The sequence below is a fragment of the Stenotrophomonas sp. TWI819 genome, assembly GCF_039673075.1.
GTDB lineage: Bacteria > Pseudomonadota > Gammaproteobacteria > Xanthomonadales > Xanthomonadaceae > Stenotrophomonas > Stenotrophomonas rhizophila_B.
Window position 1 is genome coordinate 323,861 of record NZ_JBDJKY010000003.1, and the last position, 25,142, is coordinate 349,002.

The 25,142-nt window shown below is 67.1% G+C and carries 26 protein-coding genes; 19 read left to right on the forward strand and 7 right to left on the reverse strand.

The genetic code is table 11. The features are described 5' to 3' along the window. Positions 1–10 precede the first annotated feature (10 nt). Genes ABE463_RS06295 through ABE463_RS06305 form a run of 3 tightly spaced genes read left to right on the forward strand, consistent with a single transcriptional unit; the run spans position 11 to position 2,315 of the window. Positions 11–370: a DUF3649 domain-containing protein gene (locus ABE463_RS06295; protein WP_259260190.1), complete on the forward strand. Its 360-nt coding sequence runs from the start codon at positions 11–13 to the stop codon at positions 368–370. Beyond that, a complete protein-coding gene (locus tag ABE463_RS06300; RefSeq protein WP_346467567.1) occupies positions 367–1,983 on the forward strand; it encodes a PepSY-associated TM helix domain-containing protein in 1,617 nt (538 codons plus the stop codon). The genes ABE463_RS06295 and ABE463_RS06300 overlap by 4 nt, the downstream gene beginning before the upstream one ends. Then, positions 1,980–2,315 (forward strand): DUF3325 domain-containing protein, encoded by a 336-nt coding sequence (locus ABE463_RS06305; protein ID WP_259260188.1) that lies wholly within the window; start codon positions 1,980–1,982, stop codon positions 2,313–2,315. Before ABE463_RS06300 ends, ABE463_RS06305 begins: the two co-directional genes overlap by 4 nt. A 36-nt stretch (positions 2,316–2,351) precedes the next feature. Here ABE463_RS06305 and ABE463_RS06310 read toward each other — a convergent pair whose 3' ends face one another. The 3 genes from ABE463_RS06310 to ABE463_RS06320 all read right to left on the reverse strand — a co-directional run bounded on the left by ABE463_RS06310 (position 2,352) and on the right by ABE463_RS06320 (position 5,684). Further along, positions 2,352–2,888, reverse strand: a complete 537-nt coding sequence (locus ABE463_RS06310) for a GNAT family protein (protein WP_346467568.1) — start codon at positions 2,886–2,888, stop codon at positions 2,352–2,354. A gap of 16 nt (positions 2,889–2,904) precedes the next feature. After that, complete coding sequence (rlmKL, locus tag ABE463_RS06315; RefSeq protein ID WP_123729701.1) at positions 2,905–5,049, reverse strand: bifunctional 23S rRNA (guanine(2069)-N(7))-methyltransferase RlmK/23S rRNA (guanine(2445)-N(2))-methyltransferase RlmL; 2,145 nt, start codon at positions 5,047–5,049, stop codon at positions 2,905–2,907. 107 nt (positions 5,050–5,156) lie between these two features. Next, positions 5,157–5,684, reverse strand: coding sequence for a hypothetical protein (locus ABE463_RS06320; protein WP_346467569.1), 528 nt, complete (start codon positions 5,682–5,684; stop codon positions 5,157–5,159). Between the two features lie 57 nt (positions 5,685–5,741). Between ABE463_RS06320 and ABE463_RS06325 the strand changes: the two genes are divergently transcribed. Beyond that, positions 5,742–6,311 carry an N-acetylmuramoyl-L-alanine amidase gene (locus tag ABE463_RS06325; RefSeq protein WP_346467570.1) on the forward strand — a complete coding sequence of 190 codons (570 nt, stop codon included), beginning with the start codon at positions 5,742–5,744 and terminating at the stop codon, positions 6,309–6,311. A 3-nt stretch (positions 6,312–6,314) separates the two neighbouring features. On the opposite strand, the gene ABE463_RS06330 is transcribed toward ABE463_RS06325, so the two are convergent. From ABE463_RS06330 to ABE463_RS06340, 3 genes are all read right to left on the reverse strand, one after another. Then, positions 6,315–7,205 (reverse strand): sulfurtransferase, encoded by an 891-nt coding sequence (locus tag ABE463_RS06330; protein ID WP_346467571.1) that lies wholly within the window; start codon positions 7,203–7,205, stop codon positions 6,315–6,317. Further along, positions 7,202–8,005, reverse strand: a complete 804-nt coding sequence (locus tag ABE463_RS06335; protein ID WP_346467572.1) for a CoA pyrophosphatase — start codon at positions 8,003–8,005, stop codon at positions 7,202–7,204. Before ABE463_RS06335 ends, ABE463_RS06330 begins: the two co-directional genes overlap by 4 nt. A gap of 87 nt (positions 8,006–8,092) precedes the next feature. Beyond that, on the reverse strand, positions 8,093–8,794 hold the full coding sequence (locus ABE463_RS06340) for an FKBP-type peptidyl-prolyl cis-trans isomerase (protein ID WP_019185884.1): 702 nt from the start codon (positions 8,792–8,794) through the stop codon (positions 8,093–8,095). 168 nt (positions 8,795–8,962) lie between these two features. On the opposite strand from ABE463_RS06340, the gene ABE463_RS06345 reads away from it, so the two are divergent. The 15 genes from ABE463_RS06345 (at position 8,963) to rnt (ending at position 22,148) form a co-directional block, all read left to right on the forward strand. Next, positions 8,963–9,745, forward strand: a complete 783-nt coding sequence (locus ABE463_RS06345; protein ID WP_346467573.1) for an enoyl-CoA hydratase-related protein — start codon at positions 8,963–8,965, stop codon at positions 9,743–9,745. 3 nt (positions 9,746–9,748) lie between these two features. Then, complete coding sequence (locus ABE463_RS06350; protein ID WP_313217762.1) at positions 9,749–10,111, forward strand: hypothetical protein; 363 nt, start codon at positions 9,749–9,751, stop codon at positions 10,109–10,111. After that, positions 10,111–10,785, forward strand: a complete 675-nt coding sequence (gene nth / locus ABE463_RS06355; RefSeq protein ID WP_346467574.1) for an endonuclease III — start codon at positions 10,111–10,113, stop codon at positions 10,783–10,785. Before ABE463_RS06350 ends, nth begins: the two co-directional genes overlap by 1 nt. 180 nt (positions 10,786–10,965) lie before the next feature. Continuing rightward, complete coding sequence (locus ABE463_RS06360) at positions 10,966–12,177, forward strand: OprO/OprP family phosphate-selective porin (protein WP_346467575.1); 1,212 nt, start codon at positions 10,966–10,968, stop codon at positions 12,175–12,177. Positions 12,178–12,281: 104 nt separating this feature from the next. Further along, positions 12,282–13,061 carry a hypothetical protein gene (locus ABE463_RS06365; protein WP_346467576.1) on the forward strand — a complete coding sequence of 260 codons (780 nt, stop codon included), beginning with the start codon at positions 12,282–12,284 and terminating at the stop codon, positions 13,059–13,061. A gap of 123 nt (positions 13,062–13,184) precedes the next feature. Beyond that, complete coding sequence (pstS, locus tag ABE463_RS06370) at positions 13,185–14,204, forward strand: phosphate ABC transporter substrate-binding protein PstS (protein ID WP_070471808.1); 1,020 nt, start codon at positions 13,185–13,187, stop codon at positions 14,202–14,204. A gap of 281 nt (positions 14,205–14,485) precedes the next feature. Further along, the gene (gene pstS / locus ABE463_RS06375; protein WP_259260177.1) at positions 14,486–15,577 is read left to right on the forward strand and encodes a phosphate ABC transporter substrate-binding protein PstS; all 1,092 of its coding nucleotides are present in this window, start codon (positions 14,486–14,488) and stop codon (positions 15,575–15,577) included. Between the two features lie 87 nt (positions 15,578–15,664). Next, a complete protein-coding gene (pstC, locus tag ABE463_RS06380; protein WP_121041561.1) occupies positions 15,665–16,633 on the forward strand; it encodes a phosphate ABC transporter permease subunit PstC in 969 nt (322 codons plus the stop codon). Further along, positions 16,633–17,499 carry a phosphate ABC transporter permease PstA gene (gene pstA / locus ABE463_RS06385; RefSeq protein ID WP_313211691.1) on the forward strand — a complete coding sequence of 289 codons (867 nt, stop codon included), beginning with the start codon at positions 16,633–16,635 and terminating at the stop codon, positions 17,497–17,499. Before pstC ends, pstA begins: the two co-directional genes overlap by 1 nt. Positions 17,500–17,518: 19 nt before the next feature. Next, the gene (gene pstB, locus ABE463_RS06390; RefSeq protein WP_070471812.1) at positions 17,519–18,349 is read left to right on the forward strand and encodes a phosphate ABC transporter ATP-binding protein PstB; all 831 of its coding nucleotides are present in this window, start codon (positions 17,519–17,521) and stop codon (positions 18,347–18,349) included. A gap of 30 nt (positions 18,350–18,379) precedes the next feature. After that, positions 18,380–19,087, forward strand: coding sequence for a phosphate signaling complex protein PhoU (gene phoU, locus ABE463_RS06395; RefSeq protein ID WP_070471813.1), 708 nt, complete (start codon positions 18,380–18,382; stop codon positions 19,085–19,087). Positions 19,088–19,455: 368 nt separating this feature from the next. Next, a complete protein-coding gene (locus ABE463_RS06400) occupies positions 19,456–19,830 on the forward strand; it encodes a hypothetical protein (RefSeq protein ID WP_346467577.1) in 375 nt (124 codons plus the stop codon). Next, entirely contained in the window at positions 19,817–20,689 is an 873-nt protein-coding gene (locus ABE463_RS06405) for a DUF692 domain-containing protein (RefSeq protein WP_346467578.1), read from the forward strand. Before ABE463_RS06400 ends, ABE463_RS06405 begins: the two co-directional genes overlap by 14 nt. Further along, entirely contained in the window at positions 20,682–21,437 is a 756-nt protein-coding gene (locus ABE463_RS06410) for a putative DNA-binding domain-containing protein (RefSeq protein WP_346467579.1), read from the forward strand. Before ABE463_RS06405 ends, ABE463_RS06410 begins: the two co-directional genes overlap by 8 nt. Positions 21,438–21,560: 123 nt before the next feature. Continuing rightward, the gene (gene rnt / locus ABE463_RS06415) at positions 21,561–22,148 is read left to right on the forward strand and encodes a ribonuclease T (RefSeq protein WP_121042195.1); all 588 of its coding nucleotides are present in this window, start codon (positions 21,561–21,563) and stop codon (positions 22,146–22,148) included. A 6-nt stretch (positions 22,149–22,154) separates the two neighbouring features. On the opposite strand, the gene ABE463_RS06420 is transcribed toward rnt, so the two are convergent. Further along, complete coding sequence (locus ABE463_RS06420; protein ID WP_346467580.1) at positions 22,155–25,127, reverse strand: two-component regulator propeller domain-containing protein; 2,973 nt, start codon at positions 25,125–25,127, stop codon at positions 22,155–22,157. Positions 25,128–25,142: the final 15 nt, after the last annotated feature.

Below are 25,142 nucleotides of genomic sequence, written 5' to 3' on the forward strand. Positions count from 1 at the left end.
GCGGCCGGTGATGCCCGTTTCCCCGATCGATCAGCAGGTTTCCGTGGACAGCACGCCGCACGCCAGCGCCAGGTTCAACCGTCTTGGTTCCTTCTTCACCCGCCCCTGGCTGGGTGTCCTGTCACGCTCGCTCGCCGCGATCTTCGGCGGCTACGCGCTGGCCGCGACCTGCTCGATGTTCTTCGCGGTCGCGCTGCCGATCGCGCGCGGGCAAGCGGTGCTGACCGGCATGCTGGTGGCGATCGTGCTGTGCGCCTGCGCGGCGCTGTGGGCGTTCGCTACCCGTACCGCGCTGCGCGCGTGGGTCGGCATCCTGATCCCGACCGCGCTGTTCTGGATCGGCACCCGCCTGCTGCAGGGGGTCGCATGAAGAACGGATTCCGCCAGTCGATGGCCTGGCTGCACACCTGGACCGGCCTGCTGGTCGGCTGGCTGCTGCTGCTGATTTTCATGGCCGGCACGGCCAGCTATTACCGCGAGGAAATCAGCCGCTGGATGCGCCCGGAGCTGCCGCGCAGCAGCGTGACCGCCGACGTGGCGGCCGAGCGCGCCCTGACCTTCCTGCAGCACAAGGCGCCGCAGGCCGAGAGCTGGAACGTCACCCTGCCCGACCCGCGCAACCCGGCGATGCGCATGTTCTGGCGCAACCCCGAATCGATGGTCAAGCCGCCGGTGGAAGGCGAGCGCCGCCGGCGCGGCGGTGGCCGCTTCGGCGATGCCACCGTCGATCCGAACACCGGCGAGGAAATCGCCGCGCGCGAAACCCGCGGCGGGGACTTCTTCTATCGCCTGCATTTCGACCTGCACTACATCCCGGTGTACTGGGCGCGTTATCTGGTCGGCTTCTGCGCGATGTTCATGCTGGTGGCGATCATCACCGGCGTGATCACGCACAAGAAGATCTTCAAGGACTTCTTCACCTTCCGGCCGGAGAAGGGCCTGCGGTCGTGGCTGGATTTCCACAACGTCAGCGCGGTGATGGCGCTGCCGTACCACGCGATGATCACCTACACCGGCATCGTCACGTTGATGTTCATGTACCTGCCATGGGGCGTGAGCGTGGCCTATCCCAAGGATGAGGAGGCGTTCTTCAGCGAGGCCTTCGCGCGCCTGGCCGAGATCGACACCCCGGCTGAAGGACGCGCCACGCCGCTGCCGATCCAGCAGTTGCTCGACAGCGCGCGCGCCGAATGGAAGGGTGCGGATGTGGCTGGCTTCACCATGTACCACCCGGGCGCGGCGAACGCGATCGTGGACATCACCCAGCGCGATGGAAAGCGCCTGTCGGTGGATACCCCGTCGCTGCGCTTCAACGCGATCACCGGCCAGTTGCTCGAGGCCAGCCCGGCCTCGGGCGGCGCCACCCAGACCCGCGGCGTGATGTACGGCCTGCACCTGGCGCGGTTCGCCGATTGGGGCCTGCGTGCGCTGTTCTTCCTGTCCGGTCTGATTGGCTGCCTGATGGTCGCCAGCGGCGTGGTGCTGTGGGCGGTGAAGGAACGACCCAAGCATGCCAAGTCCGGCAAGACCGGCTTCGGCCTGCGCCTGGTCGATGCGCTCAACATCGGCGCGGTGGCCGGCCTGCCGATCGCCTTCGCCACCTACTTCCTGGCCAACCGTCTGCTGCCGGTACAGATGGCCGAGCGCTCCTCCGCCGAGGTCAATGCGTTCTTCTACGCCTGGGCCGCCGCGTTGCTGGCCGGTTTCCTCTGGCCCAAGCGGATGATGTGGACGTGGCAGCTGTACCTGGGCGGCGCGCTGTTTGCGTTGATTCCCGTGGTCAATGCAGTCACCACGCATGCGCATCTGGGCGTCACCCTGCGCACCGGTGACTGGGTGCTGGCCGGGTTCGATCTGACCATGCTCGCGTTCGGCGCGATGCTGGCCTACTGCGGTCATCGCATGCAGCGCTGGCAGCCACCGCTGAGTGCGGCCGAGAAGAAGCGCCGCCAGCAGGCCGCTGCTGCGGGGGCGACGGCATGATGCTGCTCGCAATCACGCTGACCTTCTCCGCGTTCACGGCGTTGTCGCTGGCCATGGACAAGCACCAGCTGGACCTGCACGGCAAAGCCGGCGCCAGCGCATCGCGCATGCGGGTGTGGCGCTGGGTGGGGTGGACGTTGCTGACCGTCACGTTCGCGCTGTGCGTGATGGACCACGGCTGGGCGATCGGCCCGGTGCTGTGGCTGGGTGCGCTGACGATCAGCGGCGTGCTGATCGCGTTCGGGCTGTACCCGTACCGCCCGCGCTGGATCGCGCCGCTGGCATGGGCGTTGCCGGTGGTGGGGCTGGCGGTGGCGCTCGTCGCGCGCTGAGGGAGCAGCCACGCGCAGCCGCATCGCGATCGCCGATCAGGGCACCAGTGAAAACATATGCGCGGCAACAGGACGGCCGTCGATGACCAATCGGTTGCGCGCCACGCTTTCACGCAGGGCGCCGGCCTTCACCGCCACCCGTTCGCTGGCCTCATTGCCCACGGCCACGACGATCTCCACCCGATGCAGGCCCAGCGGCCCGAACGCCTGGGCAGCCAGCGCCTGCACGACGCGGGGCGCCACACCCTGGCCACGGCACGACTGCCGCACCCAGTAGCCCAGGTTGCAGAACCGGGGGTGGTGCTGGATCTTGTTCAATCCCGCGCCGCCGACGAAGGCGGCCGTGTCCTGGTCGAAGATTCCGTATTCGCAGGCCGTGCCTGCCGCCCAGCCGTCCCGGCAGGCCTGGAACCATTGCAGCGCCTGCTCGACGCGGTAGTCGACCGAGCTCCACGGCATCCAGCGCCGCATGCCCTCGGCCGATTCACGCACCGCCGCCGCAAAGGAGGCGGCGTCGGCATCCTCGAACGGCCGCAGCAGCAGCCCGTCGGCGTGGAGCGGGCTGTCGTCCATGTCAGCCCCCGTCCGGTCAGGCGCCGTAGCGGCGCAGTTCCCACGCGCGGTGGATGCGCGGGTTGCGTTCGAAGTCCGCCCCGATGGTCTCGGGCGAAATCTCCTTGCACTCCGCGAATTCCTTGATCGCTTCATCGTCCAGCTTGAAGCGGCGGAAGTTGTTGGAGAAATACAGCACGCCTTCCGGGCTCAAGCGCGCCACGGCCGCACGCAGCAGGCGCACGTGTTCGCGCTGGATGTCGAAGTCATCGGCGCGGGCGGAGTTGGAGAACGTCGGCGGATCGCAGAAGATCACGTCAAAGCGGTGACGTTCAGCTTCCAGCCACGCCAGCGCATCGGCCTGGATCAGCTGGTGCTGGCTGCCGCCCTTGCCGTTCAACGCGAGGTTGTCGGCGCACCACTGCAGATAGGTGCCGGACAGATCCACGCTGGTGGTGGTCGCGGCACCGGCCACGGCGGCCTGCACCGAGGCGACACCGGTGTAGCAGAACAGGTTGAGGAAGCGCTTGCCCTGCGCTTCCTGCGCCATGTGCCAGCGCAGCGGACGGTGGTCCAGGAACAGCCCGGTGTCCAGATAATCGAACAGGTTCACACGCAACAGCGCATCGTTCTCGCGGACCAGCACGAACTCGCCGCGCTGCTCGAAACGGCCGTACTTGCTGCCGCCCTTGCCACGCTCGCGTGACTTCAGCGCGACCTGCTCGGCCGGCACCTGGAAGACCTCGCGCGCGGCCGAGAGCAGCTCGTTGCGGCGGCGACGCACATCCACGTCCGGAATGGTCGCCGGGGCCGCGTATTCCTGCACATGCAGGAACGTGCGGCGGGCACCGCCGTCTTCCTCATAGACATCGATGGCGGCCGCGTACTCGGGCAGATCGGCATCGTAAACGCGGTAGCAGGTGATGCTCTCGCGCGTCCGCCACGTTTTGAACTTCTTGATGTTCTTGCGCAGGCGGTTGGCCACCATCTGCGCGCCTTCGCTCAGCTCGCGCGGCTGACCGGTGTTCTCGCGCTGCGGCACCGCGATCGGGTCGCAGACGATCAGCGCGCACTCGATGGCACCGTTGAACAGCTGGTACTTCTTGTTGGCGCGCAGGCCGGTAGCGAAAGCCAGGTCGGCGCTGCCGCACAGCAGGCTGGCACGCCACTGCGGCACCGCGCGCTTGAGCGCGTCGCCCAGGCGGCGGTACAGCAGGGCATCGGCGGCCAGGCGCTCGTCGTACGGCGGGTTGCAGACCACGCAGCCGGTTTCCTGCAGGGGCACCTGCACATCGGCCACGTCGCGCACCCCGAACCAGATCGCGTGCGAGACGCCGGCGGTCTCGGCATTTTCCTTGGCCGCGCGGATCGCATGCGGGTCGATATCGCTGCCGTGGATGACCTGTTTGAGCGCACCGCGGCCGGCTTCTTCGCGCGTGCGCGCTTCGGCCATCAGGGTGTTCCAGCTCTCGCGGTCAAAGCCCAACCAGCGGCTTGGTGGGATGCTGCCGTGGCGCTGCAGGCCCGGGGCGACGTCGGCGGCCATCAGCGCACCTTCGATCAGCAGCGTGCCGCTGCCGCACATCGGGTCGAGCAGACCACCGCCTTCACTGTGGATCTTCGGCCAGTTGGCGCGCAGCAGCACGGCAGCGGCCAGGTTTTCCTTCAGCGGCGCTTCGTTCTGCGCCATGCGCCAGCCGCGGCGGTGCATCGGGCCACCGCCGAGATCGATCGAGATCGTGGCCCGGCCCTTGCGCAGCGACAGGTTGATGCGCACGTCCGGAAACTCCACGTTCACCGACGGCCGCTCCAGGCCCTGCGCGCGCAGGCTGTCGACCACGCCGTCCTTGACCCGCTGCGCGGCGAAGCGCGCGTGCGTGATCTCGGTACCGGACACATGCGCGTCCACCGAGAGGGTCAGCTCGGGGCTGATGTGCTGCTCCCACGCCATCGCCGACACGCCCTGGTAGAGCGATCCCTCGTCCGGGCACTCGAACTCGGCCAGCGGCCACAGCACCCGGCTGGCCAGGCGCGACCACAGCACCACGCGCTGCGCCTGCGCCAGCTCGCCCTCGGCGTTGACGCCGGAAATGGTGGCGGTGGCCTTGTCCAGGCCGAGCGCCAACAGTTCGTCGGCGAGCAGATACTCCAGGCCCTTGGCGCAGGAAACAAAGAATTTCACGGAATCGGTATCGCAGGTCAGCGGAGAGGGGGTGCCCACGGGCACGGCAAGCAGCCGGGCACGGGGTCCGGGGGGCCATTGTACGTGAGGTGGGCTGGAACGCCCGGTTACAGCGAGGCCAGCAGTTCCTCGAAGGCTCGGCTCGAGGCCTCCACGTGATCGGTCAGGCGGTGCCCGTCGTCCACCATCAGCAGGCGGGCCGAGCGGGCCTGGGCCCAGGCGATCACCTCGGCCGGCGGGATCAGCTCGTCGTGCCAGGCATGCACCACGCTGGTCGGCACGCGGGCGGCATCCAGCGCCGGCATCGGCCCCATGCGGGTGGGCGGCACCATCAGGAACAGGCCCTGGACCGGCACCTGCAGCGAGGCGATGGCCGAGATGTACGAGCCCAGGCTGGAACCGGCCAGCACCACCGGGCCCTGCGCGGCACGGGCGGTGGCCAGGGTGACCAGGCGCAGCAGGCGGGCACGAACATCGCCCAGGCTGCTGACCTCGCGCTGGGCGTCCAGGTCGGTGTAATCCGGGCGCTCGTGGGTCCAGCCCAGGCGCTCGGCCACCTCGGCCAGGGCGGTCACCTTGATGGCGTCCGGGCCGCTTTCAAAGCCATGGGAGAGGATGCAGTGGCCGCGGCTCATGCGCATACCGCGCGGAAATCGATAGGAGCGTTCATGCCCGAATGCTAGCATCGCCGCATGCCCGACCGCGCCCCGCCCGCCATCGATGCACAGCCCCTGCCCTACCAGGACAGGCTGCTGCCCCGCACGCACGACGAGATTGATCTGGTGGTCATCCACTGCACCGAACTGCCGGACCTTGCGATGGCACGCGAGTACGGCGAGCGCGTGCTGTATGACAGCGGCACCGGCAACAGTGGCCATTACTACATCGACCGCGATGGGCGCATCGTGCAGTACGTGTCCGTGGACCGCGTCGCCCATCAGGTCAGTGGCTATAACCCGCGCTCGATCGGCATCGAACTGGTCAACACCGGGCGCTACCCACACTGGTGGGATTCCCGCCACCAGGCGATGGACGAGCCCTACCCGGATGCGCAGATCGCGGCGCTGATCGACCTGCTGCAACACCTGTGCGGGAGGCTGCCCGCGTTGGCACATATCGCCGGGCATGAGTGGCTGGATACGCGCGAGGAAGTGGCCAGCGATGATCCGGAGCGGCGGGTGCCGCGCAAGCGTGATCCCGGTCCGATGTTCCCGTGGCCACGCGTGCTGGCGGCGGTGCCGTTGCAGGAACTGCGTGGGTGATGATCAGCCGGTTGCGACAGGACGCGAAGCGTCGCTGACCCAGCCGCTCCACGAATCCGCATAGATCCGCGCCCCTTCCAGCCCGGCGGCTTCCATCGCCAGCAGCAGATGGCAGGCGGTCACGCCCGAGCCGCACATCAGCACGACCTCGTCCGGAGCGTGCGTGCCGATCAGCGGCTGCAGCGCGGCGCGCAGATCCTCCGCAGGGCGCAACCGTCCCTCATGCACGTTCAACGCGAACGGCCGATTCACCGCGCCAGGCACGTGGCCGGCGACCGGATCCAAGGGTTCCACTTCGCCCCGGAAACGCTCGCCCGCCCGCGCATCGATCAGCCAGCCCGGCGCGTGCTTGAGACGTGCCTGTACCTCCTCGACCGAGGCGATCTGACTGCGGTCGAACTGCCCCGGGTACGGCGGCAATGCCGTCACCTGCGGCAGCGCTGCGGTGACCGGCAGACCGGCGGCCTGCCACGCCGCAAATCCGCCATCGAGAACGCGTACCTGTGCATGCCCGATCAGCCGCAGCAGCCACCACAGACGCGCGGCCGCCATGCTGCCGTCGCCGGCGTCGTAGATCACGACATCGGTCTGCGGCCCGATGCCCCACGCACCCAGGCGCGCGGCGAACGCATCGCTGTCCGGCAGCGGATGACGGCCATGGCCGGTGCGGCCAAGATCGGACAGATCCCGGTTGAGATCGACGTACAGCGCACCGGGCAGATGGCCCTGTGCATACAACGCCGCACCGGACTGCGGATCGGCCAACGAGAAGCGCGCATCCACCACCCGTAGCGTGGGGACGGCACTGGCCGTCGCACGTGCATCCATGAGGCGCGTCGCGCCGTCGTCCAACGCCTGTGCGAGGGTGGTGACATCGATCAACGGCGTGGTCATGCGGTCTGCTCCAGGCGGCGACGCAGGTTGTAGAGAATGGCGGCGGTCGCACCCCAGATCCGCTGCCCGGGCCAGCCGTATTCGAGCACGTGGCGGATGCGACCGCGGTGGTCGATCTCGACATGGTGCAGGTTGGCTGGATCCATCAGGTAGGACAATGGCACTTCGAACACTTCCGCGACCTCGCCCGGCTCGGGCACGGCCACGAAGGCGGGATCGATCACGGCCACCACCGGCATGACCCGATAACCAGTAATCGTCACGAACGGATCCAGATACCCCAATACCTGCACCTGGTCCGGTTTGAGAGCAATTTCCTCATCGCTCTCGCGGATCGCGGCCGCGACGGCATCGCGGTCCTCCGGCTCCCTGCGGCCACCGGGAAAACCGACCTGCCCACCGTGATGACGCAACGTGTCGGTGCGCCGGGTCAGCAGCACCTGGGCGCCGCCCTCGCGCGGAATGATGCCGGCCAGGACGGCCGCTTCAACCGGCGGACCGGGCGGTAACAGGTCGATCAGTTCACTCCGGTTCCAGCCATCACCGGGCGGCGGCTGGTCCAGCGGATGCAGCGCGCGCAGCAGGCGCTTGTGTTCGGCCAGCGAGCCGCGCAGCGATTGCCGCAGTTGTTCGCGCAGGGGCAGCGTGTGCTGCATGACGTGATGTTGTTCGGGTCGGCTCATGGTTCGCCAGCGGGTGATTTCATCCACGGTGCGCAGGCAACCCGTGCAGACATCGGCGCGGTCCAGCGCGCAGATTCCGATGCAGGGAGTGGGCACGGCATGCGGGGAGTGTTCCATCGATTGCACCGGTCAACAGTACCGCGATTGCACGGAAACAAAAAACGCGCCGGTGTTTCCACCGGCGCGTTCTTGATGTTGCAGAAATTACTTGACGCTGACGAGCTTGATTTCGAACTGCACCGCGACGTTCGGCGGGAACGGCGTGCGCGGATCGGCACCATAGGCCTGATCCGGCGGCAGCGTCACTTCCCACTTGGAGCCGGCCGGCATCTGCAGCAGGGCTTCACGCATGGCCTTCATTTCGACTTCGCTGACCTTGATGCCCGGAATCTGCTGCGCCGGACGTGCTTCGGCCGGACGGGTGCCGAACGGGTACGGACCGGCCACTTCCAGCTGCACGGTGCTGGCCTGGGTCGGCTTGGCGCCCTTGCCGGCTTCGATCACGCGGTACTGCACGCCGCTCGGAAGCGACTGCACGCCGGCCTTGGCCTTGTTGGCGGCCAGGAACTGGGTGCTCTTGGTCTTGTTTTCGGCGGCAGCCTTGTCGTACTCGGCCTTGGCGGCCTGCGCACGACCCTGCTCACGCTTCTGGAAGGCTTCGACGGCGGGCTTCAACTGCTCGGCCGTGATCGACGGCTGCTTCTTGGCGTAGGCATCCTGCAGGCCCTTCACCACCGAGTTGATGTCCAGCTGCTCGCCGCGTGCGGTGAGTTCAGCCAGGTTGTTACCGTAGTCGTAACCGAAGTAATAGCTCAGCTTGCCCTTTTCGGACGAGGTGTCCTGGGCGAAGGCATTGCCCGTCAGGGCCAGGGCCGCGACGGCGACCGCGATAGAACGCAACTTCATCAAACTTTTCTCCAGGGGTGGTAACTCAGGACGCGTTGGGCCGCCCTGAGGCGACGGGTTAGGATAGCCGCCGCAACGTTGAACCGCCACTAACGACGCAGGCTCTGACCTGACTTCGTTTCAAGAGTTCAACAATCACTTTTTTTTAACGTTTTCAGGAGTCCTGCCGTGGCCGACGCCCTTATCTCGATTATGGACGATGCGGCTGTGCGCACCGTGACGGTCAACCGCCCGGACAAACTCAACGCCCTCAACCGGGCGACCCTGGAAGCCCTTGATACCGCGTTCTCCGCGGCAGCCGCCGACCCGGCCGTGCGGGTGGTTGTGCTGACCGGCGCAGGCCCCAGAGCCTTCGTGGCCGGGGCGGACATCGCTGAAATGAACGGCCTCAGCGCGGTTCAGGGTCGTGATTTCTCGTTGCTGGGCCAGCGCTTGATGCGCCGCATCGCGCGCATGCCCAAGCCGGTGATCGGCAAGATCAACGGTTTTGCGCTGGGCGGCGGGCTGGAGCTGGCCATGGCCTGCCACCTGCGGGTGGCCTCCGAGACCGCCAAGGTGGGGCAACCGGAGATCAATCTGGGCTTGATGCCCGGCTTCGGTGGCAGCCAGCGGCTGCTGCGCCTGTGCGGCCGCGCCGCCGCGCTGGAGCTGTGCCTGCTGGGCGCCCCGATCACTGCCGCGCGTGCCGCGCAATTGGGCATCGTCAATGAGGTGGTCCCGGCTGCGGAGCTGGATGCCCGCGTCCAGGCACTGGCGTCGCAATTGGCCTCGGCCGCGCCTCTCGCGCTGCGCGGCATCCTCGATGCGATCCATATCGGCGGCGAGTGTCCGCTCGGCGAGGGGCTGGAGTACGAGAGCGTGCAGTTCGGCCTGTTGTTCGCCACCGAGGACATGCGCGAAGGCACCAGCGCGTTCCTGGCGCGCCGGCCGCCGGTGTTCCAGAACCGCTGAGCCATGTCGCCTTCCGATACCGCTTCGCCGGCACAGTTGCTGGCACTCGTCCTCGACGATCAATGGGATGCTGCGCTGGCGGCCGGGTTGATGGACTACGTCCCGCAGCCGGGCGACGAAGCGCTGCGTCCCGATCATCCCGATCTTCCACAGCGGCTTCAGCACGCACAGCAGCAATTGCAGCGCGCCTGGGCCGCACGCGAGCGCTACCGCCAGCGCCAGCAACGGCTCGCGCGCCGCGCCGCCGAGCGCGATGCACGCCGCGCACCGCCCCCCACACCCGAGATCCAGAAACCCGCCCTGCCCTCGGCCGCTGCCGCGATCCTCGCGCGCGCCAAGGCCAAGGCCGCGGGCCGTACATCCTGATGGCCACGATGAAGAAAACCGCCGCACGCACCGCGCGCATGCCCAAGGCCGACGTGATCGAAATGTTCACGCGCCTGCGCGAACTCAACCCGCACCCCAGGACCGAACTGGAGTACAGCTCGCCGTTCGAGCTGCTGGTGGCGGTCACATTGTCGGCGCAGGCCACGGATGTCGGCGTCAACAAGGCCACGCGCAAACTGTTCCCGGTCGCCAATACCCCGCAGGCGATCCTTGCGCTTGGTGAGGACGGCTTGAAGAAGTACATCGCCACCATCGGCCTGTACAACGCGAAAGCGAAGAACGTGATTGCGGCCTGCGCGATGCTGGTGGAACAGCACGGCGGCGAGGTGCCGCGTGATCGTGCGGCACTCGAGGCGCTGCCCGGTGTCGGCCGCAAGACTGCCAATGTCGTGCTCAACACGGCCTTCGGCGAGCCGGTGATGGCGGTGGACACGCACATCTTCCGCGTCTCCAACCGCACCGGTCTGGCGCCGGGCAAGGATGTGCGTGCGGTGGAGGATCTGCTGATCAAGGTGATCCCGGCCGAGTTCCTGCTCGACGCGCATCACTGGCTGATCCTGCATGGCCGTTACGTGTGCAAGGCACGCAAACCGGACTGCCCGCAATGCGTCATCCGCGACCTGTGCCGTTTCAAGGAAAAGACCGCCGCCTGAACGGGGGCCGCGACTGCCATATGGACGCAACCCGGCGGTCATCTGCGCCGGGCATCAATAGCAGCCCCTGACGCCGCTTGGGATACGGGCGATGACGGTTTGTCCGAAACTGTCACATTTACGCAATCTTCACTAATTAGCCTGCGCAGCATCTTCCCACCTGCCTGCAAGGCTCCTTCCATGAAACTGCATCGCCAACTTCTTACTGCGGCCGTGGCGGCTGCGCTGTTCGTTCCGGCCGCTCACGCTGAAGTGGCCATCGATGTGATCGGCGGTTCGGAAATCACGTTCGAAGGCCTGGTCCAGGCTGACGGCAACTGGTTCGACAACGATGTGGCCGACCTCAACGGCGGTGACGCCGGCAACGGCAAGAACAGCGAATTCGAGCTGCGCCGCGCCGAGCTGGTGCTCAAGGGCAAGGGCCCGGGCAATGTGGAATGGGTGGTGGGCTACGACGCCAAGGCCGACAAGTTCCTGGACACCAACCTGAAGTACAAGCTGTCCGGCAATGCCAACCACTTCGTGCAGTTCGGCCAGTTCAAGCAGCCCAACAGCCTGGAAGAACTGTCCAGCACCAAGAACAACGACTTCATCTCCAAGGCTGCGGTCACCAACACCTACGCCGTGGCCCGCCGCCTCGGTGGTGCGTACAGCATCGGTGACAACAACTGGTCCGTCACCGCCAGCGCCTTCGGCCGCGAACTGACCCGCAACCTCGCCCACGGCAGCGGCTACGGCGCGCGTGGCACCTGGGCTCCGATCAATGAGAAGGGCCAGGTCCTGCACTTCGGCCTGAGCTACGTCGACTACGACACCGACGCCGACACCCTGCGCGTGCGTGCCCGCCCGAATGCGGATCTGGCCACCGTGCGCCTGGTCGACAGCGGCAACCTGGTCGATACCGACCGCGTCAGCACGATCGGCGCCGAAGCGATGTACATCGGCGGCCCGTTCAAGGCCCAGGCCGAGTACTACACCAGCAAGGCCAAGCGTTACTCCCATGACAACTACAGCAGCGACGGTTACTACGTCAGCGGCCTGTGGAACATCACCGGCGAGACCTGGGGCTACAAGGGCGGCACCCCGACCACCGGCCTGCCGGACGAGCCGGGCCGCGGCATGTGGCAGCTGGGTGCGCGTTACGACCACATGGACCTCAACGACGGCAACCTGTCGGCGAACCCGGTGGCCGGTCGCCCGCCGATCGTCGATGGTGTGCTGGGCGGCAAGATGGACATCTGGACCGTGGGCGTGAACTACTACTGGCGCTCCAACACCAAGTTCGCGCTGAACTACGTGATGGTGGACAGCAAGAAGTACAGTTCGACCGCGCGCACGTTCGTCAACGACGACCCGAACATCCTCGAAGCGCGCCTGCAGTTCTTCTGGTAAGCCCTGCAACACGCGTGTGACACAAAGGCGCAGCTTCGGCTGCGCCTTTTTTCGTGCCCGCGCGCCGGTATGCTGTGCGCCCTTTGCCCCATGGATGGAACCCGATGCGTATCGCACTCTCGCTGTTGCTGGCCGTCGCGTGCAGTGCCGCCGCCCTGCCCGCCCAGGCGCAGGACTGCCATGACGCCCAGGCGGCGGCGCAGGAGGCGTACACGGTCCGAGCGCCCGACGTGCTGCCCGACCGCGCCGGCTACACCCGCGACACCGCCGCCAGCGTCTGCCGTCGATGGCCGGCACGCCCCGAGCTGACCCTGGTGGCCACACCGGTCTGGCGCGACGGCGGCGACAACGACGCCCGCGATGGCGACGTGGAGGTGCTGGTGATCGATACCGACACCCTCGCAACGCGCGCATGGACGGTGTTGTCCGGCGCACTCGACAGCGATGCGATCTTCTTCGACGGCATGCACCTGGATACCGCGCGCTACCAGCTTGCGCCGGACACCCTCGCCTTCGGCCTGCGTGTGCAGCGGCGCAATGGCTCCGGGCCCAATCCGTTCAGCGAAGAACAGTTGCATCTGCTGGCGGTGCAGGCAGACACGCTGCGCACGCTCGGCCCACCGATGGTGCTGCGTCGTTTCCAGGCCGAGTGGGATACGCGCTGCGCGGGTGAATCCACCGACGTAACGCGCACCGTCGCCGTTGGATCCAAGGGCAGACACGGCTTGGCCGACCTCATCCTGCGCGAACGCCGGGTCACCACGCACAGCTGGATGGACGGCGACACCTGCCGCGACCAGGACACGCCGGTGGACGGCGAGCGCCGTGTGCTGCGCTTCGACGGCCGCCGCTACGCGGTCCCGGAGGCGCTGCAGCCGCTGTGACACCGTGCCCAGAAAGCGTGTCACGAGGTGGTCATATGACAGTCGCTGCGCTGTCATCGAACCGTTATGGAATGAGCACCGGGCGGGACACCCCGCACCTTCATCCATCCCAGGAGCCACCCCGTGATCCACGCCTTCAAGTCGCGCGCCGCCGTTGCCGTCCTCGCCGCGTCGTCCGTGTTCGCCGCCAACGCCGCCGATGTGACCGGCGCGGGCGCCTCGTTCATCTACCCGGTCATGTCCAAGTGGTCGGCCGACTACAGCACCGCCACCGGCAAGAAGGTCAACTACCAGTCCATCGGTTCCGGTGGTGGTATCGCCCAGATCAAGGCCGCGACCGTTGATTTCGGCTCCTCCGATGCCCCGCTGAAGCCGGAAGAACTGGCTGCGGCCGGTCTGGCGCAGTTCCCGTCGGTCATCGGCGGCGTGGTCCCGGTGATCAACGTGGCCGGCATCGCCCCGGGCGCGCTGAAGCTCGATGGCCCGACCCTGGGCAACATCTTTCTCGGCAAGATCAAGACCTGGAACGACCCGGCGATCGCCGCGCTGAACCCGGGCGTGAAGCTGCCGGACGGCAAGATCACCGTCGTGCACCGCTCGGACGGTTCGGGCACCACCTTCAACTTCGTCAACTACCTCTCCAAGGTCAACCCGGAGTGGAAGACCAAGGTCGGTGAAGGCACCTCGGTCCAGTGGCCGGTCGGCATCGGCGGCAAGGGCAACGAAGGCGTTGCCGCCTACGTGAAGCAGATCAAGGGCGGCATCGGCTACGTCGAACTGTCCTACGCGCTGCAGAACAAGATGTCCTACGCTGCGATGAAGAACGCCTCGGGCAAGATCGTGCTGCCGAGCGACACCTCCTTCGCCGCCGCTGCCGCCAGCGCCGACTGGGCCAGCGCGAAGGACTTCTACCTGGTCATGACCAACGCCCCGGGCGCCGATGCGTGGCCGATCACCGCCACCAACTTCATCCTGGTCCGCAAGCAGCCCAAGAACGTCGCCAACGCCAAGGCCACCCAGGAATTCTTCCGCTGGATCTACAAGAGCGGCGATGCCCAGGCCAAGCAGCTCGACTACGTTCCGCTGCCGGACACCCTGGTCAAGCAGATCGAGACCTACTGGTCGCAGAACCTGAAGTATTGAGGAAGCCACCACCCACGGTGGTGAGCTGGCGGTAGGTACCGACCCTTGGTCGGTACGCACAACGAAGCAATGGCGCCGGAGGGACCTCTCTCCCCTTCCGGCGCCATCGGGCGCGGACCGCAAGGTTCCGCGCCTTTTTGTTGCCTGCCGCAGAATACCCGGCCCTTGTGCCGCAAGGCTTTGCGTGCGCTCGGTCACGGCGTCATCAAGCTGTAACAAAAACATCATTTCATAGTCGCGTCGCCGGAAAGCCCGGCCCTTATCCCGCTATGGAGTGACGCATGAAACTGCACACGGCCAGCATCGCCGCCCTTTCCCTGGCCATCGCGCTGGGTCTTTCCGCCTGCAAGCCGGGCGCTGAAGGCCAGGCCGCCGCGCCGGCCACCGACGCGCCTGCCGCTGCCCCGGCCGCTGGCGACCGCCTGACCGCCGAGATTTCCGGCGCCGGTGCGTCCTTCATCTTCCCGCTGGTGTCCAAGTGGTCGGCCGACTACAACACCGCCACCGGCGCCAAGATCAACTACCAGTCGATCGGTTCGGGTGGCGGCATCGCCCAGATCAAGGCCGGTACCGTTGACTTCGGTTCCTCCGACAAGCCGCTGAGCAGCGAAGAGCTGGCCCAGGCCGGCCTCGGCCAGTTCCCGTCGGCGATCGGCGGCGTGGTGCCGGTGGTCAACATCGACGGCCTGGAAGCCGGCAAGCTGCGCCTGAGCGGCGCGCTGCTGGCCGATATCTTCCTGGGCAAGGTCAAGACCTGGAACGACCCGGCCATCGTCGCCGCCAACCCGGGCGTCACACTGCCGGACGGCAAGATCACCCTGGTCCACCGTTCGGACGGCTCGGGTACCACCTTCAACTTCTCCAACTACCTGTCCAAGGTCAGCCCGGACTGGAAGAGCAAGGTCGGCGAAGGCACCTCGGTGCAGTGGCCGGACGGCGTGGGTGGCAAGGGCAATGAAGGCGTGGCCTCGTACGTGAAGCAGATCAAGGGCTCGATCGGCTACGTCGAATTGGCCTACGCGCTGCAGAACGGCATGCCGTACGCCTCGATGCAGAACGCCGCCGGCAACTGGGTGCAGCCGAGCGCGGAAACCTTCGCCGCGGCAGCCGCCAGCGCCGACTGGGCCAGCGCCAAGGACTTCAACCTGGTCATCACCAATGCCCCGGGCGACCAGGCATGGCCGATCACCGCCACCAACTTCATGCTGATGCACAAGCAGCCCAAGGATGCGCAGCGCAGCAAGGACACCCTGGCGTTCTTCAAGTGGGCCTTCGAGAAGGGCCAGACCCAGGCCAACGAACTGCACTACGTGCCGCTGCCGGCCGAGCTGGTCACCCAGATCGAAGCCTACTGGACCAGCGAGTTCAAGTAAGCCAGACAGCGGGCCTGTGCACAGCGCAGGCCCGCTTTCCTCGCCGCACCACCCTGCCGAACCACCACTCGGGCCCCCGCCTCAGCCATGAATGCCATCGCCCAGCCTGTTCCCGCACCGTCCCTCCGCGACCTGCGTGATGCCCGCAACGACAAACTGTTCCGCTGGGTCCTGATCGCCACCGTCATCCTGGTGCTGGTCGCCCTGGCCTGCGCCGCGCTCTCGATGCTGTGGGGCGGTCGCCATGCCCTGCAGGAGCAGGGCCTGAGCTTCTTCTACTCCTCCGAATGGAATCCGGTGGAGAACAAGTTCGGTGCACTCGCACCGATCTACGGCACCCTGGTCACGGCCCTGATCGCGATGGTCATCGCGGTGCCGGTGAGCTTCGGTATCGCCTTCTTCCTGACCGAGGTCGCCCCGCGCTGGCTGCGTGGCCCGGTCGGTACCGCCATCGAACTGCTGGCCGGTATCCCCTCGATCATCTACGGCATGTGGGGCCTGTTCGTCCTGGTGCCGGTGATGACCGAGTACGTCACCCCGTTCCTCAACGATCACCTGGGCACGCTGCCCATCATCGGCCCGCTGTTCCAGGGTCCGCCGCTGGGCATCGGCGTGCTCACCGCCGGCTTCGTGCTGGCGATCATGGTGATCCCCTTCATCTCCTCGGTGATGCGCGAAGTGTTCCTGACCGTGCCGACCCGCCTGAAGGAATCGGCGTATGCGCTGGGTTCCACCAAGTGGGAAGTGAGCTGGGACATCGTGCTGCCCTACACCCGCTCGGCGGTGATCGGCGGCATCTTCCTCGGCCTCGGCCGCGCCCTGGGTGAAACCATGGCGGTGGCCTTCGTGATCGGCAACAGCGTGCGCCTGTCGCCGTCGCTGCTTGAACCGGGCACCACCATTGCCGCCCTGATCGCCAACGACTTCGGCGAAGCCACCGAAACCTACCGCTCGGCGCTGCTGCTGCTCGGCTTCGTGCTGTTCCTGGTGACCTTCGTGGTGCTGGCGATCGCCCGCCTGATGCTGATGCGCCTGGCCCGCAAGGAGGGCAACTGATGTCCACCGCCAACGCCCAACCGCTGTACCTGCGCCGCCGCATCGTCAACGTGGTCGCGCTGCTGATGTCCTGCCTGACCGCACTGTTCGGCCTGTTCTTCCTCGGCTGGATCCTGTGGACGCTGGCCTCCAAGGGCCTGGCCGGCATCAATCTGGATCTGTTCACCAAGATGACCCCGCCGCCGATGCAGGAAGGTGGCCTGGCCAATGCCTTCTTCGGCAGCGCGGTGATGTGCGGCCTGGCCATCGCCATCGGAACGCCGCTCGGCGTGTTGGCCGGCACCTGGCTGGCCGAGTACGGCAACTTCCGCAAGACCGGCACGGTGGTCCGCTTCGTCAACGACATCCTGCTCTCGGCGCCGTCGATCGTGCTGGGCCTGTTCGTCTACACGCTGTACGTGATGCAGACCGGTGGCCAGTTCTCGGCCTTCGCCGGTGCGCTCTCGCTGGCCTTCATCGTGCTGCCGGTAGTGGTGCGTACCACCGATGAAATGCTGCGCCTGGTGCCTTCGCAGATGCGTGAAGCGGCCCTGTCGCTGGGCATCCCGCAGTGGAAGGTGACGGTGCAGGTGCTGTACCGCAGCGCCGCCGCCGGCATCGTGACCGGCATCCTGCTGGCACTGGCCCGCATCTCCGGTGAAACCGCCCCGCTGCTGTTCACCGCCTTCGGCAACCAGTACTGGAACAGCAACGTGTTCCAGCCGATGGCGTCGGTGCCGGTGGTGATGAACCAGTTCGCCGGCAGCCCGTACGAATCCTGGCAGGTGCTGGCCTGGGCCGGCGCGCTGGTGCTGACCGTGTTCGTGCTGCTGGTCAGCCTTTCCGCGCGCGGCATCCTGCTGCGCAACCGTATCTCCCATGACTGACCTTTCCACGGACATCGCCATGAACGATCTCTCCAACGCCGTGCCGATGCAGCGCATCGTGGTCCCGGCCTCGCATGAAAGCCTGCAGACCCCGGCGCCGATCAAGCTGGCCGCACGTGGGCTGGATTTCTACTACGACAAGTTCCACGCGCTGAAGGGCATCGACCTGGAGATTCCGGAAAAGCGTGTCACCGCGCTGATCGGTCCCTCCGGCTGCGGCAAGTCCACGCTGCTGCGCATCTTCAATCGCATCTACGCGCTGTACCCCAAGCTGGAAGCGCGCGGTGAAGTGATGCTGGACGGCGAGAACATCCTCTCGCCGAAGTACCCGATGAACCGCCTGCGCAGCAAGGTCGGCATGGTGTTCCAGAAGCCGGTGCCGTTCCCGATGACCATCTTCGAGAACGTGGCCTACGGCATCCGTCACCACGAAAAGCTCTCCAAGTCGGAGATGACCGATCGCGTCGAGCAGGCCCTGCGCCAAGGCGCGCTGTGGGACGAGGTGAAGGACAAGCTCAACCAGAGCGCGCTGGGCCTGTCTGGTGGCCAGCAGCAGCGCCTGTGCATCGCGCGCGCCGTGGCCCTGCGCCCGGACGTGCTGCTGCTCGACGAGCCGACCTCGGCGCTGGACCCGATCTCCACCAGCCGCATCGAGCAGCTGGTCGAAGAGCTCAAGCACGATTACACCATCGTGATCGTGACCCACAACATGCAGCAGGCCGCGCGTGTGTCCGATTACACCGCCTTCATGTATCTGGGCGACCTGATCGAACACGACCGCACCGAAGTGATCTTCTCGCAGCCCAACAAGCAGCAGACCGAAGACTACATCACCGGCCGCTTCGGCTGATTCCGGCCCACGAACCCTGGATAGAACCGCATGAGCATTCCCAACGACCACATCGTCAAAAGCTACGACGAAGAACAGCAGCGCCTGGTCGCCGAGATCGTGCGCATGGGCGAGATGGCGGTCGCGCAGCTGGAGGCGTCCATGGACGTCATCGAGAAGCGCGACGAGAACGCCGCCCAGCGCATCATCGCCAACGATGAAGCCATCGATCAGCTTGAGCAGCACATCAGCCACGACGTGATGCGCCTGGCGCTGCGCGGGCCGATGGCACGCGACCTGCGCGAGATCCTGGCCGGCCTGCGCATCCCGGCCGATATCGAACGCATTGGCGATTACGCGGCCAACGTGGCCAAGCGCTCGATTGCGCTGAGCAAGGTGCCGCCGCTGCCGCAGATCCAAGGCCTGCGCGCCCTGGGCCGGCTGGCCGCACAGCAGGTGCGCCGTGCGATCGAGGCCTACCGCGACAACGACGCCGCCGCAGCGCTGGAGCTACGCGACGATGACGCCCGTCTGGACGCGCAGTACACCGCGCTGTTCCGCGAGCTGCTGACGTACATGATGGAAGACCCGCGCAACATCACCCCGTGCACGCACCTGTTGTTCATGGCCAAGAACCTGGAGCGCGTGGGCGACCATGCGACCAACATCGCCGAGAACGTGTGGTTCCTGGTGCATGGCGAGCAGGCGCTGCCGCCGCGCGAGAAGCGCGACGAGACGAGCAGTACCGATCACGTCTGAGCGCGTGCTTCAATAACGGAAAGCAAACGCCGCTGCCTTCGGGTGGCGGTTTTCTTTTTGTGGCTGGAAAGTCCTGGCGCGGTGAGGGCGCTGCAGGTGTCTCCGTTCGAGCCTTGGCGCGAGCGGTAGGGCCCCGAAGCGGCCGGCAGGCCCCTCGGCAAATGTCCGCAGGCCGACGCCGGGGGACATTCGCCGGCAAGGGCATCGCGGCCCAGCGCCCGACCCACTTGCCGCTGAGGAATGCGGCGCTGCACTTCACGAAACGTTGAATCCTGTGTGAGGATTCGATGCGCCGGGCCGGGCCACCATGGCCGCACCTGCCCACGCAGCCATAACCGGCACCCGCCCATTTCAAGGAGATCCACACGATGAGCACACCCACCCGATCGCTGTCGTTGTTGGCGGCCACCGCGCTGGCCGCGGGCCTGGGCGTCACCGCCTCGGCGTCCGCATTGAGCATGACCGAGCTGGCCCAGGGCTACCTGGTGGCCGGCCAGGCGGCGACCAAGGCGGCCGAAGGCAAGTGTGGCGAAGGCAAGTGCGGTGCGCATGGCGACAAGGCCGGCACCAAGGCGGGCGACAAGGCCGCAACTGCCGGCGCCAAGGCCGCCGAAGGCAAGTGTGGGGAAGGCAAGTGCGGCGCCGACAAGGGCAAGGCTGCTGGCACCAAGGCAACGACCGCTGGCGACAAGAAGACGGCGGAAGGCAAATGCGGCGAAGGCAAGTGCGGTGCCAAGCACTGACGCGCTCGCCGCTGGCCCGGTCCGGTCGCCGCTGCCTGCGGCGGCGACCGGACTGGGTTTGCGCCGCGCCCTGCTGCAGGACCTGCGCGACGCGCCCACCGGCGATATCGACTTCCTCGAATGCGCGCCGGAAAACTGGATCGGTATCGGTGGGCCGGCCGGCGACGCACTCGCCGAACTGGCTACGCGCCACCCGCTCACCTGCCATGGGCTGTCGCTCTCGCTGGGCAGCACCGCGCCGCTGGATACGGTGCTGCTGGAACAGGTAGGACGCTTCCTGGCGCGGCACCACGTGCCGCTGTACAGCGAACACCTGAGTTACTGCAGCGATGAAGGTCACCTCTACGATCTCCTGCCGATTCCCTTCACCGACGAGGCCGTACGCCATACCGCATCACGCATCGCCCGCGTGCAGGACCTGCTGGGTCGGCGCATCGCAGTGGAGAACGTCTCCTACTACCTCGCCCCGGAACCGGCCATGGACGAGCTGGCCTTCACCAATGCCGTGCTGGCAGAGGCCGATTGCGATCTGCTGCTGGACGTCAACAACGTCTACGTCAACGCCTGTAACCACGGCTACGACGCCGATGCGTTCATCGCCGGGCTGCCGGCCGCGCGCATCGTGTGCCTGCATGTGGCCGGCCATCTGGACGAGGCGCCCGATCTGAAGATCGACACCCACGGCAGCGCGGTGATCGATCCGGTCTGGGACCTGCTCGCCCGCACCTATGCGCGCATCGGTGCGCGCCCCACGCTGCTGGAACGTGATTTCAATTTCCCGCCGTATGCCGAGCTGCGCGGCGAACTGCAGCACATCCGCCAGCTGATGGCCGCTCATGCCGGGAACGGACATGACTGAGGTCCCAGCGCGCCTGCACGCACAGCAGAGAGCGTTCACCGCGCATCTGCGCGACCCGGACCATATCGCCGCACCCGATGGCATGGACCCACGCCGGCTGGGCATCTACCAGCGGTTGGTGTTCAACAACGTGCTCGGGCTGCTCGGCAACGGCTTCCCGGTCTGCGTGCGCCTGCTTGGCGAGGCAGCGTGGTCTGCGCTCATCCGGCGGTTCTTGGCAGCGCACCCGGCGCAGACCCCGTTGTTCACCGAACTGGCCGCCGAGTTCGTGCAGTGGCTGCAGCACCAGGCCACGCTGCCGCATCCGGCGCTGGCCGAACTGGCCCATTACGAGTGGGTGGAAACGGCCCTCTACCAGTTGGACGCGTCCCCCCTGCCGCCCTCGCCCAGCCTGGACCCGATGCACGCAGCGCTGCAGCGCTCCCCCCTGGCCTGGCCACTGCTCTATCACTGGCCGGTGCATCGGCTCGGCACCGATGACGCGCCCTCGCAGCCGGCCCCGGAGCCGACCGGGCTGCTGGTCCGGCGCGACCCTGATGGGCAGGTCCGCTTCGCCGCGATCAGCCCGATGGCCGCGCAGTTGCTGGATCTGATCGGCCAGCACCCCGGCAGTACCGGGGCCGCTTACCTGCAGCAGCTTGCGCAGGCGCACGGCATGGCGGCCGATGCCTTGCACCTGCCCGGCGCCGCCCTGCTGCGCCAGTTCCACGACAACGGCGTGATCGGGCCCGCCGCGCCCGCGACCTGACCGCGCGACCTGACAGCGGGGGCGTACAGGTCGCTCTGCTAAACTGGGGCGATGACTGACGACCTCCCCCGCTCCGACGTGCCGGCTGCTGCCGACGCACTGCCCGCTGCTGCCCAGCGCTTGATGGCAACACGCTTCCGCGGCTTCCTGCCGGTGGCGGTGGACGTGGAGACCGGTGGATTCGATTCTGATCGCCACGCCCTGCTGGAGATCGCCGCCGTTCCGATCGAGATGGACGAGAACGGCCTGCTCTATCCCGGCCAGACCGCCAGCGCCCACGTGGTGCCGGCCGAAGGCCTGGAGATCGATCCGAAATCGCTTGAGATCACGGGGATCATCCTGGATCACCCGTTCCGGCTGGCCAAGGTCGAGCGCGATGCGCTGGACCACATCTTCACCCCGATCCGGGCGGCGATGAAGAAGTACGGTTGCCAGCGCGCGATCCTGGTCGGGCACAACGCCCACTTCGACCTGGGCTTCGTCAATGCCGCGGTCAACCGTACCGGCCACAAGCGCAACCCGTTCCACCCCTTCAGTGTCTTCGACACCGTCACCTTGGGCGGCATCGCCTATGGGCAGACCGTTCTGGCACGCGCCGCCACCGCCGCCGGGCTGGGCTGGGATGCCGATGAAGCGCACAGCGCGGTGTACGACACCGAGCAGACCGCAAAGCTGTTCTGCAAGGTCGCCAACAGCTGGCCGCGCCCCTGAGGGGCATCACCCGATAGCGGTTCTATCACGCCCTTCGCTCTTGGCGCGGTACAGCGCGCGATCGGCGCGCTGGTAGAGCAGCATCGGGGTGCGGTCAGCAGCGTCCAGTTCGACCAGACCGGCACTGAAGGTGACCTTCAGGTCGGGGATACCGGCCCAGTCGGGATGATCATGGAACAGCCCGCGCAGCCGCGCGCAGACCTGGGCCGCTTCATCCAGGCGGGTATCGTTGAGCAGCAGCGCGAACTCTTCGCCGCCTGTACGTGCGGGCATGTCCGAGTCGCGGCAGGCCGAGGCCAGCAGCCGCGCTACCTCCACCAGCACCACATCGCCCACCGAATGGCTGTGCTGGTCGTTCACTTCCTTGAAGTGATCGATGTCCAGCACCACCAGGCACAACGGGTGGCGGCTGCGCTGCGAACGGGCGAAATCGCGCGCCAACGCTTCATCGAAGGCACGTCGATTCGGCAGCCCGGTCAGCGCGTCTTCGCGGGCCTGGCGCTCGAACGCCTCGGCCTGCACCGCCAGACGATCGGCCAGTTCGGTCTTTTCCTGATTCAGTGCCTGCAGGTTGACCGTCTGGGTCTGCAGATCCAGCGTGGCTTCCTGCACCAGGCGCGCCAGCCGCACGTTGCTGGCCTTGTAGCGGTTGATCAGATACCGGTACAGCGCGACCAGCCCGGCCAGCAACAGCAGCGCGGCGATCAGCTGCACGCTGTGTCGTTGCCACAGGAACGGCTCCACCGTGAACGCCCAGACCGCTTCGCTGTCGCTCCAGGCGCCACCGGGATGGGCGGCCGACACATGCAGGGTGTACTCGCCCGGCGGCAGGCCGATGAACTCAACACTGCGCTGCTGCCCCCGCTCGACCCAGCCCTTGTCCAGCCCTTCCAGGCGGGTGCGGTAGCGGATGCGCTCGGAGAGCAGGTAACTCAGCCCCACATAGCTCACGCTCAGGCGTCGCCCGCCCGGGATGGTGTTGTGGTTGCTGCCCTGCCAGTGCAGCGGGGCGCCATCGACAAGCACGGTCTCGATCACCGCCGGTGGTGCCAGGCGCTCACGGAAACGCTGCAGGCGCAGTGGATCGACCGTGCTCAGCCCGCCGGCCGTGACCACCCAGAAGGTGCCGTCCTGGCGCAGGATCGCCGAGGGGCCGGAACTGCCGTTGGCCTGTGAGTTGGCCATGCCGTCGATCTCGTTGTAATGCTCGACCTCGACCCGTGCGGCACGCCCGTCGGCGACGGCGTTGAGCATGGCCATGTCGGTCCGCAGTACGCCGCGGTTGCTGCTGATCCAGACGTTGCCCACGCGATCGGGAATCAGCTGGAAGACCGTATCCACCGGCATGCCCTGCTCCAGGCCGACCCGTGCCAGCTTGCCTTCCTGGTAGCGGTACAGGCCGCGATCGGTGCTGACCCACATCGCATCGCCGATCTGCTGGAACCCGAACACGCTGCGGCCACCCCCCAGTGCCTCCAGATCGATCGCCTGCACGCGGTTGCCGCGCAACACGCGGATGCCCTCGATGGTGCCGATCCACAGGGCGCCCTGGGCATCGTGCGCCAGCGCGGTGGTCAGCCCGGTGGGCATGCCGGGAAAGGCCACCGGCTCGGCCCTGTCGGCGACGATGCGGACCACGCCCTTCTGGGTGCCCGCCCAGATCACTCCGTCACGGTCGATGCTGATCGCGCGGATGTTGCCGCCGAGCAGGCCGTCGGCGCTGCCGTACGTCCGCCGCGGTTGCCCGTTCTCGCCGACCCGGAAGATGCCATCGCCGAAGGTGCCGACCCATAGATCACCGTCGCGGTCCTGGGCCAGGCTCAGCACCGAGGGGCTCTTGCCGACGTTGTTGCGCAGCGGCACCGGACTGAAGTTTCCCTGGGCATCGCGGCGATCCAGCCCGCGCGCACTGCCGATCCAGAGCTGCCGTTGGCGATCCTCGAAGACAGTGCGGACGTAATCGCCACTGAGCCCGTCGCGTTCGGTGTAGCTGCTGAACAGGGTTTCGCGCAGGCGATACAGGCCGCCGTTGGCACCCACCCAGATGCTGCCTTCGGCATCTTCGCGCAGGCTGACCACGCGCCCGCCGGGCAAGGACAGCCCGGCCGGCAGCCGCTCCAGCCCGTGCCGCGACAGCCGCAGCAGGCCCTGGTTTTCGGTCCCCAGCCACAGGTCGCCGTGGCGGTCCTGCAGCATGGCGGTGATGTGGGTCGCGCCGGGCAGGCGATGCTGCAGCAACGGCACGCCATCCTGCATGCGGTAGATGCGCTCGCTGGCCACCACCCACATCACGCCATCCGGCGCACGATAGGGCCAGACCAGCCCACGGCCCAGCCCGAAGCTTTCCGGCGCCCGGCGCAGGACCCCATCGCTGTCGCGCACCACCAGGCCATCCAGGGTGCCGACCCAGACCCGGTCCTGGGCATCCACGACCAGCTTGGTGAAGCTCATCGCCAACGGTACGTCGGCCGGTGGCGCTTGGTAGTCGAAGGTGCCGTCCGGGCCCAGACTCGCAATCCCCTTGCCTTCGTACAGCAGCCACAGGCGCCCATGGCTGTCCATCTGCATGGCCTGGATCAGCACCTGCGGTGTGTCGGCGCGGTGTTCCCACACCTGCCAGCGGCCATCCGCACTCCGGCGGGTCACGTTGCCGCGCGAATCACTGATCCACAAGCCGCCACTGCGGTCCACCAGCAACGCCCCGACCCCGTTGTCGCGCAGGCCCGGGGTGGTGCTGCGGTCGAACACGGTGAAGTCCAGGCCGTTGTAGCGGACCAGCCCCTCCCAGGTGGCAAACCACAGGTGGCCCTCCGGGGTCTGCGCGATATCGCGCAGGGAGTTGTGCGGCAGCCCGTTGCGCGAGGTCCACACGTCGATGGCGTAATCGCGCAGCGGCGGCGGGCCATCCTGCGCCGCCAGCGACCATGGCAGCACGCACAGCAGCAACAGCCACAGCGCTACCGCCTGCAGGGTTGGCATGCCGGAGTCGTTCAG